Annotated in this window: 15 protein-coding genes and 1 riboswitch; of the genes, 9 read left to right on the top strand and 6 right to left on the bottom strand. The window is 39.7% G+C overall.

Annotated elements, in window-relative coordinates; all coding sequences use genetic code 11:
- Window positions 1-61: 61 nt before the first annotated feature.
- The 3 genes from gatB to gatC are packed head-to-tail and all read right to left on the bottom strand — an operon-like array spanning window position 62 to window position 3272.
- Window positions 62-1504, bottom strand: coding sequence for an Asp-tRNA(Asn)/Glu-tRNA(Gln) amidotransferase subunit GatB (gatB, locus tag ACVC7R_RS03450; RefSeq protein WP_447263552.1), 1443 nt, complete (start codon window positions 1502-1504; stop codon window positions 62-64).
- On the bottom strand, window positions 1504-2970 hold the full coding sequence (gatA, locus tag ACVC7R_RS03445; protein WP_447263551.1) for an Asp-tRNA(Asn)/Glu-tRNA(Gln) amidotransferase subunit GatA: 1467 nt from the start codon (window positions 2968-2970) through the stop codon (window positions 1504-1506). Before gatA ends, gatB begins: the two co-directional genes overlap by 1 nt.
- Window positions 2970-3272: an Asp-tRNA(Asn)/Glu-tRNA(Gln) amidotransferase subunit GatC gene (gene gatC, locus ACVC7R_RS03440; protein WP_447263550.1), complete on the bottom strand. Its 303-nt coding sequence runs from the start codon at window positions 3270-3272 to the stop codon at window positions 2970-2972. The genes gatA and gatC overlap by 1 nt, the downstream gene beginning before the upstream one ends.
- 212 nt (window positions 3273-3484) lie before the next feature.
- On the opposite strand from gatC, the gene ACVC7R_RS03435 reads away from it, so the two are divergent.
- The 3 genes from ACVC7R_RS03435 (at window position 3485) to ACVC7R_RS03425 (ending at window position 6638) form a co-directional block, all read left to right on the top strand.
- The gene (locus ACVC7R_RS03435; RefSeq protein ID WP_447263549.1) at window positions 3485-4171 is read left to right on the top strand and encodes a YwaF family protein; all 687 of its coding nucleotides are present in this window, start codon (window positions 3485-3487) and stop codon (window positions 4169-4171) included.
- An 11-nt stretch (window positions 4172-4182) separates the two neighbouring features.
- The gene (locus ACVC7R_RS03430) at window positions 4183-4881 is read left to right on the top strand and encodes a YwaF family protein (protein WP_447263601.1); all 699 of its coding nucleotides are present in this window, start codon (window positions 4183-4185) and stop codon (window positions 4879-4881) included.
- 212 nt (window positions 4882-5093) lie between these two features.
- Window positions 5094-6638, top strand: a complete 1545-nt coding sequence (locus ACVC7R_RS03425; protein ID WP_447263548.1) for a peptide chain release factor 3 — start codon at window positions 5094-5096, stop codon at window positions 6636-6638.
- A gap of 397 nt (window positions 6639-7035) precedes the next feature.
- On the opposite strand, the gene ACVC7R_RS03420 is transcribed toward ACVC7R_RS03425, so the two are convergent.
- The 3 genes from ACVC7R_RS03420 to trkA form a co-directional block, all read right to left on the bottom strand.
- Window positions 7036-7728, bottom strand: a complete 693-nt coding sequence (locus tag ACVC7R_RS03420) for a CPBP family intramembrane glutamic endopeptidase (RefSeq protein WP_447263547.1) — start codon at window positions 7726-7728, stop codon at window positions 7036-7038.
- 853 nt (window positions 7729-8581) lie between these two features.
- On the bottom strand, window positions 8582-10021 hold the full coding sequence (locus ACVC7R_RS03415) for a TrkH family potassium uptake protein (protein WP_447263546.1): 1440 nt from the start codon (window positions 10019-10021) through the stop codon (window positions 8582-8584).
- Between the two features lie 3 nt (window positions 10022-10024).
- Window positions 10025-11374 carry a Trk system potassium transporter TrkA gene (gene trkA / locus ACVC7R_RS03410; RefSeq protein WP_447263545.1) on the bottom strand — a complete coding sequence of 450 codons (1350 nt, stop codon included), beginning with the start codon at window positions 11372-11374 and terminating at the stop codon, window positions 10025-10027.
- Between the two features lie 425 nt (window positions 11375-11799).
- Here trkA and ACVC7R_RS03405 point away from each other — a divergent pair, with 425 nt between their 5' ends.
- From ACVC7R_RS03405 to rplK, 6 genes are all read left to right on the top strand, one after another.
- Complete coding sequence (locus ACVC7R_RS03405; RefSeq protein WP_447263544.1) at window positions 11800-12303, top strand: tRNA (cytidine(34)-2'-O)-methyltransferase; 504 nt, start codon at window positions 11800-11802, stop codon at window positions 12301-12303.
- A gap of 54 nt (window positions 12304-12357) precedes the next feature.
- Window positions 12358-12592: riboswitch (FMN riboswitch) on the top strand.
- Between the two features lie 146 nt (window positions 12593-12738).
- Window positions 12739-13302 carry an ECF transporter S component gene (locus ACVC7R_RS03400; RefSeq protein WP_414291155.1) on the top strand — a complete coding sequence of 188 codons (564 nt, stop codon included), beginning with the start codon at window positions 12739-12741 and terminating at the stop codon, window positions 13300-13302.
- Window positions 13292-13942 carry a phosphatase PAP2 family protein gene (locus ACVC7R_RS03395; protein ID WP_447263543.1) on the top strand — a complete coding sequence of 217 codons (651 nt, stop codon included), beginning with the start codon at window positions 13292-13294 and terminating at the stop codon, window positions 13940-13942. Before ACVC7R_RS03400 ends, ACVC7R_RS03395 begins: the two co-directional genes overlap by 11 nt.
- Window positions 13943-13968: 26 nt before the next feature.
- Entirely contained in the window at window positions 13969-14388 is a 420-nt protein-coding gene (locus ACVC7R_RS03390) for a chromosome partitioning protein ParB (RefSeq protein ID WP_447263542.1), read from the top strand.
- The gene (locus ACVC7R_RS03385) at window positions 14363-14854 is read left to right on the top strand and encodes a GNAT family N-acetyltransferase (RefSeq protein ID WP_447263541.1); all 492 of its coding nucleotides are present in this window, start codon (window positions 14363-14365) and stop codon (window positions 14852-14854) included. Before ACVC7R_RS03390 ends, ACVC7R_RS03385 begins: the two co-directional genes overlap by 26 nt.
- A gap of 224 nt (window positions 14855-15078) precedes the next feature.
- Window positions 15079-15504 carry a 50S ribosomal protein L11 gene (rplK, locus tag ACVC7R_RS03380; protein ID WP_001085808.1) on the top strand — a complete coding sequence of 142 codons (426 nt, stop codon included), beginning with the start codon at window positions 15079-15081 and terminating at the stop codon, window positions 15502-15504.
- The last annotated feature ends 12 nt before the right edge of the window (window positions 15505-15516 follow it).

The following is a 15516-nucleotide window of genomic DNA, read 5'->3' as shown; positions in this document are numbered from 1 at the left end:
TGCAAGGCATCAAGCTATAACTATTTTCATTAGCTTGTGACAGTTATATTTAGATTGATTATTAATCGTTTTTCAACTTAGCTAATTCCTGGGCAAGTAGCTTGAGGGCAACTTGTGGATTTGCTTGTCCTTTAGTTGCTTTCATGAGAAAACCAGTAAAGGCCTTGTCTGCATTACGCTTCCCTGACTTGAAGTCGGCAACAGCAGCTTCGTTATCGGCAAAGACTTGGTGGATAATTGGAATCAAGACTTCAGGATCTGAGATTTGAACCAAACCAGCTTTTTCAACGTATTCGCGAGCGCTGCCACCATTTTTGGCTAGGTGAACAAAGACTTTCTTAGCAATCTTAGAGGAGATAGTACCATCTTCGATGATGGCAATCATTTCTACCAAGTTTTCTGGAGTCAATTCGATTTGTTCCAGTGTCTTACCTTCAGCGTTCAAGAATTGAGCGACTTCCCCTTGGAGCCAGTTAGAGACTTGTTTGGCATCACCACCGAGGGCAACAGCTTTTTCAAAGAAGTCAGAAGTGACTTTATTAGCAGTCAACTGACTAGCATCGTAGTCTGATAAGCCGAGTTGAGATACGTAACGAGCACGGCGCTCTTTTGGAAATTCTGGCAATTCAGTACGCATTTCTTCGATCCACTCGTCTGAGATTTCAAAGAGTGGTAGGTCAGGTTCTGGGAAGTAACGATAGTCTGCAGCGCCTTCTTTAACACGCATGAGGATAGTAGCTTTGTTAGCTTCGTCATAACGGCGTGTTTCTTGGCGAATTTGACCACCTGAGCGAAGGATTTCAGCCTGGCGTTGGACTTCGTATTCAAGACCCTTGCGGACATTTGAGAAGGAGTTGAGATTCTTCAACTCAGTCTTGGTACCGAATTTCTCTTGACCATAAGGACGAAGGGAGATGTTAGCATCCACACGCATAGAGCCTTCTTCCATCTTGACGTCAGAAATGCCAGCGTACTGGATAACTTCCTTGAGGGCTGTTAGATAAGCATAAGCTTCTTCTGGTGAACGCATATCTGCCTCAGATACAATCTCAATTAAAGGCACCCCTTGACGGTTGAGGTCTACATAAGAGTAGCCATCAGTTCCATGGGTATTTTTACCTGCGTCTTCTTCCAAGTGGGCACGTTCGATTCCGATTTTCTTAGTTGTACCATCTTCTAGTTCAACTTCAATCCAGCCCTTGTAACCGATTGGCTCATCAAACTGAGAGATTTGGTAGGCTTTTGGATTATCAGGGTAGAAGTAGTTCTTACGGTCAAAGTGCATCTTTTTATGGATGTCCATATTGAGGGCAAGAGCTGCCTTGATACCGGCATCAACAACACCTTTATTGAGAACAGGCAGTACGCCTGGGAAAGACCAGTCAATCACGTTGGTGTTGGCATTTTGGTCGTTTCCAAAGTGGGCAGAAGTAGGTGAGAAGATTTTTGAATTGGTGTTGAGCTCTACGTGGACTTCAAGTCCAATGACTGTTTCAAAGTTCATTAGTTATCACCTCCAAAAATCACGGGTTGTTGTTTGTGGTAGTCTGTTGTTGCTTCAAAAGCAGCAGCAGCTTGGTAGATAGTCTCTTCTGAATACTTAGGACCAATCAATTGGAGTCCTACTGGTAGACCTTGAACAAATCCAGCAGGAATAGAAATACCTGGGAGACCAGCTAAGTTAACTGGGATAGTCAAGAGGTCAGCTAAGTACATAGCAACTGGATCGTGGTTGAGTGAATCCAAGTCGTAGGCAACGCTAGGAGCAGTTGGTCCCAAAATCAAGTCATAATCCGCAAAGACGTTTTCGAAATCTTGGATGATGAGGGTACGGACTTGTCCAGCCTTCTTGTAGTAGGCATCATAGTAACCTGATGAAAGACTGAAAGTACCAAGCATGATACGGCGTTTAACCTCTTCACCGAATCCTTGGCTACGGCTATTTACATAAATTTCATCGAGATTAGTCGCATCCTCTGCACGGTAGCCATAACGGATACCGTCAAAGCGTTGTAAGTTTGATGAAGCTTCTGATGAAGCGATGATGTAGTAGACTGCTACACCGTATTTAGAGTGAGGAAGGCTAACTTCTTCAACGATAGCACCAAGTTTTTCAAAGTGCTTAGCAGCGTTAAGAATCGTTTCCTTAACTTCTGGGTCAATCCCTTCACCAAGATATTCTTTTGGCAAAGCAATTTTCATGCCCTTGATGTCCTGGCCGATTTTTGAAGTAAAGTCAGCAATGCGAACAGGGGCAGAAGTAGAGTCCTTGGCATCTTCGCTGGCAATAGCATTGAGCAAGAGGGCATTTTCCTTAACGGTAGGAGCGAAAGGACCGATTTGGTCTAGGGAGCTACCAAAGGCAATAAGACCGAATCGTGAAACTGTTCCGTAGGTTGGTTTGAGACCAACAATTCCGTTGAAGGCGGCAGGTTGGCGGATAGATCCACCAGTGTCAGAACCAAGTGACAAGCGGACTTGACCTGAAGCTACAGCTGCTGCCGAACCACTCGATGATCCACCAGGAACCTTGGTCTGGTCCCAAGCGTTTTTAGTGGCACCGTAGTAAGAAGTCTCACCAGATCCACCCATGGCAAATTCGTCCATGTTGGTTTTCCCAACGACGATCATGCCCTTAGCTTTTGCATTGGCAACGGCTGTCGCGTCAAAGATTGGCTCGTAGTTGTAGAGCATTTTTGAGGCAACAGTTGTGAGGATGCCATCAGTAGAGATGTTATCCTTAACAGCTAGTGGGATTCCCGAAAGGACATTGTCAGCATCGATTCCAGCTTCATCAATAGCTTTAGCTTGAGCAAGAGCTTGATCTTCAGCGATTGTCACAAAAGCGTTGATAGCTTCCTCACGAGATTTGATATCTTCAAGTGTTGCTTGCATTAGTTCAGTTGCTGAAATTTCCTTAGAAACAAGGAGACTGTGCAACTCTTCAATGGTTTTATTGTTAAAAGTCATTAGGCATCTCCTCCATCATCTAGGATAGCTGGTACCTTGATGTAGTAGTTATCTTTTTCAGGTACATTTTTAAATAAGAGGTCACGGTCTGTTCCTTCTTCAGCCACATCAGGTCGGAGAACAGTTTTACGGTCAGCCATAGTTGTAGTAGGTGCGACACCAGTTGTGTCGACTTCGCCTAGCAATTCGACCATATCTACAATTTTTGAGAGTGTTGTCGCAAATGCAGCAGTATCTTCTTCTGAGAATTTTAATTTTGAAAGATTGGCAACGTGAGTCACCTCTTCTTGCGTAATTTTCATCTGATATCCTTTCGTGAAATGATGATTCTTTATCTGTTCTATTTTACCATATTTTCCCCTAAATAAGGCAAGTCAAGCTGAAAAGAAGTAGAAATTGAAAAATACTTTTTATTTCGATATAATGGTTGAAATTAGATGATACAATTGCATGGGATTTTGGTATTCCAAAAAGATAGAATTCTTTATGAATTACTGGAAGTTAAGGATGACACATGACGATTTGGGAGTTATTTTTTACCAGCAAAAAGACTGTTCCTCCTCACTTGGGAGCATGGTACTTTTTATTGCCAACATCTTTGGTGCTTGTAGCGGCTTTATCGATTCGCTATGCAAGCTCTAAACGTTATCGAGAATTTTGGTATTGGGGACAATTGATTCAACTGCTGATTATCAACGCATGGTATATTTCAGCTCGTCTACCGCTATCTGAGGCCCTTCCCTTTTACCATAGTCGTATGGCTATGTGGATCATTCTTTTTGCCCCTAATAAGATATTTTTTAAGCAATATTTTGCCTTAGTGGGAGTCTTTGGTTCTATCATGGCTTTAGTTTATCCAGTCTTTTATCCCTTTCCTTTCCCTCATGTCTCCTCGCTGAACAATGTTTTCGGACACTGGGCACTCTTAGCCAACTGTTTGATTTATCTTGTTAGCTATTATGAGGTTGAAAAAGGGGATATTTGGAAAATATGCCAGATGACTTTTGGAGTCAATGCCATTATCTGTCTAGCCAACCTCTTGACAGGAGGGAATTACGGCTTTATGAGCAAACCCCCTGTGATTGGGAATTATGGCGTTTTGCTTAACTATTTGATAGTGACTAGTTTGATGACAGGGGCTCTCGTTCTTCTTAATCAACTTGTTAAATGTAAACATATAAACAGGCAAACAAAGACCTGAAATTTGTTACCATAAGGAGACTTTATGCATCATTTTTTTCAACTGAATCAACTGCACCGCCTCCTATTCCGATTTTTTGGTATGGAGTGATGATAGGCCTTCTTGCCTTATCTATTTATGGGTCTCTTACCTACTATAAAAATCCTAAATTTGTTAGATTGTTTAAGTGGATTCAAATAGCGCAACTGCTGGCTCTTTATACCTGGTATATAGGTTTTAGTATTCCATTTTCTAACAGCCTGCCTCTTTACCATTGTCGTTTGGCCATGTTTGCGGTTGTTTTCTTACCAGATAAATGGAAAACCAAGCAGTATTTTGCCCTTATGGGAGCCAGTGGGGCAGTATTTGCTTTGGGCTATCCCGTTTTTGATCCATATGATTTCCCGCATATCACTAGTTTTTCATTCTTGATAGGGCATTACGCTCTTTTGGTTAATTCTCTGGTTTATCTGATGAATCACTACGATAAGACCTTGCTTAAAAAGTATCGAATTATCGCCTACACTTTTGTTCTCAATCTTTTCCTAGTTGGAGTCAACCAAGTAACAGGAGGGAATTACGGGCTTTTGAATACGACACCGTTTATTTCAGATGCTCCTATATGGATAAAGTATCTTCTGGTTTCAATCATTCTATCTGCGGCTCTAGTACTCTTTGATATCTTGTTTAAGAGACGTTGGCAAAAGAAAATGGCTCTAGAAACAATTTAACTGTGCTGCAAGATTAAGAGTAATCAATATCAATAATCGACAAAAGAATATAAAAAGCAGGTCAACTATCTTGGCCTGCTTTTCTTTTATAAGCGATTGAAAAACTCTCTAAAATCCGATATAATGGAGTGTTGAAAGGAATGTTAGAGTCCGATGTAACAAAGAGCAGATTATCAATCGAAATCATTAAAAAGTAGAAAGAAAGAGAAGTTATGAGTATTCAAGAAGAAATTAAGAAACGCCGTACCTTTGCCATCATCTCTCACCCGGACGCGGGGAAGACAACCATTACTGAGCAATTGCTCTATTTTGGAGGAGAGATTCGTGAGGCAGGTACTGTAAAAGGGAAGAAAACAGGAAACTTTGCTAAGTCAGACTGGATGGATATCGAGAAACAACGTGGGATTTCGGTAACCTCATCTGTGATGCAATTTGACTATGATGGCAAACGCGTAAATATCCTAGACACACCAGGGCACGAGGATTTCTCAGAGGATACCTATCGTACCTTGATGGCAGTGGATGCTGCGGTCATGGTAGTGGACTCTGCCAAGGGTATCGAGGCCCAAACTAAGAAATTGTTTGAGGTTGTCAAACACCGTGGGATTCCAGTCTTTACCTTTATGAATAAGCTAGACCGTGACGGTCGTGAACCACTAGACCTCTTGCAAGAATTGGAGGAAGTCCTAGGGATTGCCAGTTATCCAATGAACTGGCCAATCGGGATGGGGAAAGCCTTTGAGGGGCTCTATGATCTCTATAACCAACGCTTGGAACTCTATAAAGGGGACGAACGTTTTGCTAGCCTAGAGGATGGCGATAAACTTTTTGCTAGCAATCCATTCTATGAACAAGTAAAAGAGGATATTGAGCTTTTGAATGAAGCAGGAAATGAATTCTCAGAAGAAGCTATTCTTGCAGGTGATTTGACACCAGTCTTCTTTGGATCAGCCCTAACTAACTTTGGTGTGCAGACCTTCCTTGAAACCTTCCTCAAATTTGCTCCAGAACCTCATGGACACAAGAAAACAGATGGAGAAATTGTGGATCCTTATGATAAGGATTTCTCAGGATTTGTCTTTAAAATCCAAGCCAACATGGACCCTCGTCACCGTGACCGTATCGCCTTTGTCCGTATTGTATCGGGCGAATTTGAGCGGGGGATGAGTGTCAATCTGCCTCGTACTGGTAAGAGTGCTAAGCTATCTAATGTCACCCAGTTTATGGCGGAAAGTCGTGAGAATGTCACCAATGCTGTAGCAGGAGACATCATCGGGGTTTATGATACAGGTACCTACCAGGTTGGAGATACGCTAACTGTTGGAAAAAACAAGTTTGAGTTTGAGCCACTGCCAACCTTTACTCCAGAGATTTTCATGAAGGTTTCTCCTAAGAACGTCATGAAACAGAAATCATTCCACAAGGGAATGGAACAGTTGGTACAAGAAGGAGCCATCCAGCTTTATAAGAATTACCAAACGGGTGAGTACATGTTGGGTGCTGTTGGACAACTCCAATTTGAAGTCTTCAAGCACCGCATGGAAGGTGAGTACAACGCTGAAGTTGTCATGACTCCAATGGGTAAAAAGACTGTTCGTTGGATTAAACCAGAAGATTTAGATGAGCGCATGTCTTCAAGCCGCAATATCTTGGCCAAAGACCGCTTTGATCAACCTGTCTTCCTTTTCGAAAACGACTTTGCTCTCCGTTGGTTTGCAGACAAGTATCCAGACGTAGAGTTAGAAGAGAAAATGTGATTCAGTAAGTCTACTTGATTGCAAAGCAATCTAAGTAGACTACGAGTCAGGGACAAAAGTCCTATCCTCTCAATTGTCTTTGGATTGTCGAGCAAGACGCAGTGGCTAAGTGGGCTCTACTACGCTGATTTCATCAGCTTTTACAGCCCTACTCAACTGTGCGGAGGTGGGACGACGAAATCGAATTCTAACCAATTACCGATTTCTGTCCCACTCTCTAACTGCCTTACTAACTACGTTTAGCAAATAGAATCGATTTGCCAAAGACGGTGAATGTAATAGAAAGAATTTATCATTACATTTCTAAAGCCCTGGCTTCGTAATCAAATAGAAAACCCATGAATAGTAATATTCATGGGTTTTTATGTAGTTGTTTTAAGTTTTTATCTGTCCTAGCTTACATGCCGATATATCTTGATAATAATACTATTAGGGTAAGCAAGATAAAGCTGACACTATTTAGGACCATATGAATGGCGATAGACATTTCTAATCGACGCGTTGTGTAAGCGGTCCAGGTGAGGACGGCAGACATCCAACCGTAGATTAAAAATGACGGGAAATTTGAAGGAACGTGAGCTAGGAGAAAGAGTAGCCACCCTAGTACATAGCCGACTTTTTCATAACCTTGGAAGAGCTTGGTTGGGATAATGCCGCGACAGATAATCTCTTCACAAATCGGCGCAATTAAAACCACAAGAAAGAACATAGCAATAAGTGAGCTTTCTGAGAAGAGATCATTGAGAATTTGTTGGTTGGAAGTTGTTGTTTGATTAAGTAACTGTAACAAGATACCACCTATGAGATTTCCAACAAAGATAGCTAGGTAACTCAAGGCAATTCTTGGCAAATCATTGATACTAAAGAGTTTCTTCTTAATCACTAAAAGCTTACTTTTATGAGCACCATACAAAAAGATAGCTAAAACAAGTATAGAAACAAGGCTAACAATGAGTCCAGACCAGATGGAAGGAATCTCAGTCTGGGCTAGCAAACCCAGAAGTGCCATTGGAGTCTGTGAAAGAACGATTGCTACCAGTAAAATACCAAACCATGCAAGTCGTTTACGATAATCTTTAAAAAAATTCATTCATATATCTCCTAAAAAATTTATTACATTATAGCATATTTCTGACAGGAATTCTATTAACTACCAGAACATAAGTACCGATAATACAAGTAAGATGTTTCGGATGATATGGCTATAAAAGGATAAATCTTGTCTTAAGGTTTTAGGAAATAAAAAGTTTAGAAAGCTAGCTCCCAAAAGGATATAAAAGGCGACAGAAAGTATGGTTAAAGGATTGTGCAGAAAAAACAAACTAAAAAAGATAAGAATCGTTAGCTTGCCTGACTTTTTGTGAGTTGGTAATTTTTTCCATTTGTTTAATGGCAGAAAGGTAGCAAGATCAAGTCCGAAAAGGAAAAAGAAAGAGATTAGTAACAAGTCAACTATTTCTTTTTGTAGTAGAGTGTCAGTGCTTATACTTTCAAATAAAATAAAACAGACTCCAGCAACGTTAATGATAACCATACTGCTATACAATAAAAAGAAGGATCGACTACGATTATGTAGTTGACTTTTTACATGATTATGTCCTGAAAGATAGTGGATAAATGTACAGATACCTGCTAATAACATTAAGAGAAGTAAAAAGTAAAAGCAGGATTGTTTGAGTGTTAATGCAATACCAGGCCAAACTAAGCAACTACAGCAGCCTAAATATACCAAGGAAATCAATAAAAGAAGTTGGATTGATTTGTTCATTTTTTCCATATAAAACCCCCACGTTTTTTAAAAATTATAACTAAAATGATTCATGAAAAATCATCTTTTTCCCAAGTGTTATTTTTTGACTCTCAATTGTCTTTTTGAAAAATACTGTTCACAGAAAAAAACATCCCTCATTTTTTGAGGGATGTGCTTTTTGATAATAACATTGCTAACGTTTAGACCAGGTTCGCTTCATAAAGAGTAGTATGATTGGATAAATTTCAAGACGTCCTGCAATCATTGCAAAGGATAGGACGAGTTTTGAAAATGGACTAAAAATGGAGAAACTTGCAGTTGTTCCGAGTATTGGACCGATGTTGTTAAAACAACTGAAAACGGCACTCGTAACAATCATTAAATCGTTAGCATCTAAACTGATAATGAACATTAAGCTGAGTAGAATCATGATGTAAACGACAAAGTACTTCAGAATCTTGTGCTGGGTATCCTTATCGATGACCGTTTGGTTAACATGGAGAGTTAAAACACGGTGAGGGGAAATGGTTGACAAAAATTGATTTTTAGCAATTTTAGCTAGAATGACTACACGCATCACTTTGAGACCACCAGCAGTGGATCCGGCAGAACCACCAATGGCCATCAGCATCAGTAAGATATACTGAGAAAATAAAGGCCAATTGGTTGTGCTTCCGTAACCGAAACCAGTTGTCGTAATGATATTGGAAACTTGGAAAAAGGCCATCTCAAAGCTTTGTGAAACCCCACTATATAGGTGAAGTGTGTTAAGAGTAATGAGGCCAGTCGAAATGATTACAATCAAGAGATAAGCCCGAAGTTCCTCATCGAAAAAGAATTCTTTAACACGACGGAGCATGAGGTAGTAGTAGAGGTTAAAATTGATACCAAACATCAACACCCCAATACTCGTTAGATAGGTGATGAGAGAGCTGTGATAGTGGGCGATACCATCATTATAAACAGTGAAACCACCAGTTCCTGCAGTCCCCATAGCGATAACGAAGCTATCATAGAGTGGCATGTCAGCGAGGTAATAGATCACTACAAAAAGGGCAAACATTGCCAGGTAAAGGATGTAGAGGATTTGGGCTGTATTTTTTAGCTTAGATACTACCTTACCAAACACTGGTCCAGGAACCTCAGCCTTCATAACCTCAAGGTGACTATTTTTTGCATTGTCCATAATAGCTAGGGCAAAAACTAGCACCCCCATCCCTCCAATGAGGTGGGTAAAGCTCCGCCAAAACAGAAGCGAACGACTTAATACAGAAACGTCATTTAAGATAGTTGCTCCCGTAGTAGTGAAGCCGGAACTAGTTTCGAAGAAGGCATCGATAAAATTGGGGATTTGACCCGAAAAGACAAAGGGAAGGGAACCAAAGAAAGACCAGAGAATCCAACATAGAGCTACAATTAAGACTCCTTCTTTTGCGTAGATACGTTGTTTTTTAGGCTTTTTGATAATTCCGAGAAGACCCAGAACAACAAGGATTCCAATGGTATAGAAAAGAGCTGTAAATACTTGACTGGATTCTTGATAGTAAAAAGCGACACTAACTGGTACCAAGAGTAGAACAGCTTCAATCAAGAGTAGCTTTGCAAGAAGAAAGCGTACCATACTTCTATTCATAGCTTACCTCTCTAACAAATCATAAATCTTGGTGATGTTTGATAGCAAAGTGATAACCACAAGCTTATCACCGACTTGAAGTGTGTCTTCTCCAGTTGGGAAGATTGTTTTTCCATTGCGGATAATAGCAGCGATCAAGACATCCTTTTTGAGCTTCAGTTGAGACAAAGGTTTGCCAGTCATTTTATTGGCTTCCTTAATCAAGAACTGAAGGGTTTCTACCTGTCCGTTTGCAAGGTGGTGCATGGCTTGAAGGTCAGAATACTGCGCATTTACACGACCGTGGATAAAGTGCATGATGGTATCAACAGCGATTGTCTTAGGCGTGATAATACTTGAGAAATCTGTCGCATGAATGATTTCCAATAGGCTTGTTCGGTTTACCTTAGTAATATTCTTTTGAACGCCTACATTATCCAAAAACATAGAGGTAATGATATTTTCCTCGTCGACTCCTGTCAAAGTGGCAACAGCATCGTAGTTTTGGGCGCTTTCTTCTAAGAGGGTGTCCTTAGTTGTTCCATCACCTTGGACTATATAGAGTTTAGGGAATTTTTCGCTGAAAAAGGCAGCTCTTTCAGGATTAACCTCAATAACTTTTATATCAATTCGACTGTCTTTTAAAATACCTAGTAGGTAGTATGCAATCTTACCAGCTCCAATAATGAGCAGACTCTTAACAACTCTGGACTTAATATAGTTGTGGAAGAGCATCATATCGACACGATGTCCTGTTACAAAGATGCGGTCTTTATCTTCTAGAACAAAATCTCCACTAGGAATCATCAGTTTATGATCGCGTTCGATGGCACAGACGATAACGTTGCCGAACTTTTTACGAAAATCAGCAATAGACATCTGACAAATATTGCTATCTTTTCGAACGACAAATTCCATTAGACTTACTAAACCACCCACAAAACGCTCAACAGAAAGAGCATTGGGGAAGTCTATAATATTAGCGATAGCACGAGCTGCTAGGAGTTCAGGATTTACAATGAGTGAAAATCCAAGAATATTTTTTTCTTTAAAGTAAGGGTTGGAATATTCAGGATTACGCACACGAACAATGGTTTCTTTTGCTCCCATTTTTTTGGCTAAAACAGCCGAAACCATGTTGACCTCGTCGTATTGAGTCATGGCAATGAAAATATCACAATCTTGAACATTGGCTGCTTCTAACATAGCAAAGTCAGCTCCGTTACCTGCGATTCCCATAATATCAAAACGGCTAGTCAAGTATTTTAGAACAGTTTCGTTCTGTTCAATTAAGACAACATCATGGTTGTCAGCAACAAGTGAACGACAGAGGGCAGAACCTACTTTTCCCCCTCCGACAAGAATAATCTTCATAGTTAGTTAACCTACTTTTTCAATATGTCTCTATCATACCTTTTTTTAGAAAAAAATGCACTCAACAACCGACTGTTTCCTTCTTTAATAAAGGGATTAGGGGAATTCGAATAAATATTTTGCTTTAAACATCATATGTTTATGAAAAAACTTGTTCCGAAAATTCCCAATCTAGGTAAATTTTATGAAATTTGTGGTTGAAAGTTGGATTTTTAACTTTTGTAAATATGCTTGTAAAAAAAATGAAAAAAATCAAATCATTTCTATTGACAATCAGGCTGAAAGTGATATACTAAAAAAGTAGTTTCGCTGATTTACTTCAAACCTGTTGTGAGGTAAGTTAACGATGCCTTAACCACGCTGTTTGCTGAGCTTGACTCCGGGCAGTGTGGCTATTTTTTTGCACCAGTGAGAGGAAGCAAGGCATGGCCAATCATATTGTATTGTTTGAACCACAAATTCCACAAAATACGGGAAATATTGCACGAACCTGTGCGGCGACGAATGCGCCCCTTCATATTATCAAACCGATGGGCTTTCCGATTGATGATCGTAAAATGAAGCGTGCGGGCCTGGATTATTGGGATAAGCTTGAAATCTATTTTTATGATAGTTTAGATGAATTTATGGAAAAAATGAATGGCCAGGTTTACTTGATTTCTAAGTTTGCAGAAAAGGTCTACTCAGATGCAGACTTTACGACAGAAGGGGATCACTATTTTCTCTTTGGGCGTGAAGATAAGGGCTTGCCTGAGGATTTTATGCGCGATCATCCTGAAAAAGCTCTCAGAATTCCTATGAATGATGAACATGTTCGTAGCCTAAATGTATCCAACACAGTATGTATGATTGTCTACGAGGCTCTCCGTCAGCAAAACTTTGCAGGTCTCGAATTAGTACACACCTACGAAACGGATAAGTTGAAATAAAATAGTTATAAGATATCAAAAGCTTGCGCTTGCATGCTTTTTTTGTTATCATAAAAGGGTCTTCAGGGCTGGGTGAGATTCCCGACCGGCGGTGACTTTTACTCGGAAATATTCTTTTCCTTTTATACTTTGTTGCCAAGCTTTGCCTAACCAAAAGTTATGCCTACAGCTTGTCGCCTAGTCTAAAAGAAAAATCTCCATTTCCTTACTCTAAAAGAAGTCCGCGAGCGCAAGCTGATGTGGTGTGATTCCACAACCGACAGTATAGTCTGGATGGGAGAAGACGAAAGAATAATTTTATCTATTCCACTTAAATATATAGGAAGTTCTTTTGGTGTTTTTGACCAATAGATTGTTTTTGATATAGTTGAGTTGATAGATAGAGTGGGACTTTCCAACTTCTTCTGATTTTATAGAAAATTGGAGGAACCTGTTATGACAAACACACGTCGATTGTCGACTATTGCAATTTTATCAGCACTTTCATTTGTGTTGATGTACTTTGACTTTCCACTCTTGCCTGCGGCGCCCTTTTTGAGGATTGAGTTCAGCATCTTACCGGTTTTGGTAGGGTTAATAGTACTTGATTTACCTGCAGCTTTTGTGATAATTTTACTCCGTTCCTTGCTTAAGTTAATTTTAAACAATCAAGGAGTCAGCACCTATATCGGTTTGCCCATGAATATTGTGGCTTTAGGAGTTTTTGTTCTTGCATTTGGTTTGATTTGGAAAAAAGATCGGACGCCAATTCGTTTTGCTCTAGCTTCTCTTGCTGGTACGATTGGTTTGACCTTGGCTATGCTAGTTCTTAACTATGTTTATGCTGTCCCATTATATGCTAAGTTTGCTAATTTTGATATTGAGAAAATACTAGGACTTAGTAACTATTTGTTGACAATGGTTTTACCTTTTAACTTAATTGAGGGTATTATCTTTGCACTAGCATTTTGGTTGATTTATGTCTTCCTAAAGGTAACTTTAAAACGTTATGAAAGATAAACAAACATATTTAACAAAGGGCTCTTTCGCCCTTTTACTATTTGTAATTCTGGGTTATGTCGTTAAGTTTTATCCAGAACAATTGATACCATTTGATTCGTCTATCCAGACAGCAATCCGTGGAGATTTACCAGCTATATTGACAACTATCTTTCGGGGGATTACTCGCCTGATTGACTTGCCAAACGTTATTTCTTGGGCAATTCTATTGACTGCAATCTTTTATCTAAAAAAGTGGAAGTCCGAAAGTCTTTTAGTAGCAGGTAATCTTAGCTTGGCAGGTATTTTAATTGTGTCTCTAAAACTCCTCTATCAACGTCCACGGCCAGAAATTCTACACTTAGTGGAGGAGAAAGGATTTTCTTTCCCTAGTGGGCACTCTCTAGCAGTAACTCTTTTAATTGGCTCTCTAATCATCATTGTGGGTCAGAGAGTGAAAGATAGGACTGTAAGACTTATTCTCCAGATTTCACTGGGAATCTACCTAGTAAGTGTGATCATTTCCAGAGTCTATCTAGGTGTCCACTATCCGTCAGATGTTCTAGCTAGCTTGTGCTTAGGTCTTGGAATTCTCTTCATTGAATTTCCGTTTTATGACAAACTTCGCTTTCAATGGCGCTTCACAGGCAAACAAAAGTAGTTATTAACTCTTCTTGAGGAGAAAAAATGGAAGTCAAGATAAAAGATCTTCATCCGACCCAACTATACTTATCAGAAAAGAAGTTGCAAGATATTCAGATGCTTTATCAGTCGGTAGAAAAGCCAAGTATTAATCCAATCAGTGTTCTTGCATTTGGAGATCGCTTGCTAATTACAGACGGACATCACAGAGCTTATCAAGCTTTGTTGGCGGGTCAAAATACGATTTCTGCTGAATGGGATAAAGATGGTGGTGATGAGCTATATAACCTTTATGCACAAGCTTGCGAGGAAAAGAAAATATACTCTATTCTGGATCTAAAAAATCGTATCTTACCACAAGATGAGTATGAAGCAAAATGGTACAACTGGTGTGATGGTTTTAATCAAGCAGTGAAGCAGTTGTTAGGAGTAAAAAAAGATGCCAAAGATTATTCAGATAGATGATTATCTACGTCTAGTTCCCTATTTTTTAGCAGATCATCGTGATACAGCTTTATCCTGGTATCAAGATGTGGATTTGGTGGAACTGGTAGATGGCATTCGAATTCCCTATAGTTTGGAAAAATTAAATGCCATGTATTCCTATTTAGAGGAACACGGGGATTTGTTCTGGATTGAGTTTCGAGAAAAGGGAGAGTGGCTTCCGATTGGGGATGTCACCTTATCTCTGGAGAATATTCCTATTGTGATTGGCAATCCAACTTATCAGCATCAAGGACTTGGATGTAAGGTTTTGAAGACTTTGATTGATCTAGCTCGACAAAGAGGATGGAAAGAATTAAAAGTTCAGGAAATCTATGATTTCAATTATGCCTCCAGACGATGTTTTGAGTCCCTTGGATTTGTGGAGAGCGGAAGTACTGAAAAAGGGACAAGCCTGCTCTTAAAGCTGGACTCCTACAAAATTTAGTATCCCTTATAATCGCTCAAAATAGAGCGGTTTTTTGTTTGTAGTTCAGGGGTTTTTAACGAAAGAAATAATAGTCGAATTCAGTTATAAAATTTCTCTAAAAATAGAATTTTTCTCTTGCATTTGAGAGAGATTAGTGTATAATAGTAGGGTATGTGTAAAACATACTTGTGGGAGGTAAAAATCTCTAAATTACCGCCAAAACCACAAAGGAGGATTTAAAAATGGCTAAAAAAGTCGAAAAACTTGTAAAATTGCAAATCCCTGCTGGTAAAGCTACACCAGCTCCACCGGTTGGACCTGCTCTTGGTCAAGCTGGTATCAACATCATGGGATTCACAAAAGAGTTCAACGCTCGTACAGCTGATCAAGCTGGTATGATCATTCCAGTTGTTATCTCAGTATACGAAGATAAATCATTTACTTTCGTTACTAAAACACCACCAGCTGCTGTTCTTTTGAAAAAAGCTGCAGGTGTTGAAAAAGGATCAGGTACACCTAACAAAACTAAAGTTGCTACAGTTACTCGTGCACAAGTACAAGAAATTGCAGAAACTAAGATGCCAGATTTGAACGCTGCAAACATTGAGTCTGCAATGCGTATGATCGAAGGTACTGCTCGTTCTATGGGATTCACTGTTGTTGACTAATCAATAACTTCC

It is taken from the genome of Streptococcus sp. Z554 (genome assembly GCF_053010305.1).
The sequence above is the reverse complement of the archived record's forward strand: the minus strand, read 5'-3'. Positions and strand labels throughout refer to the sequence as shown.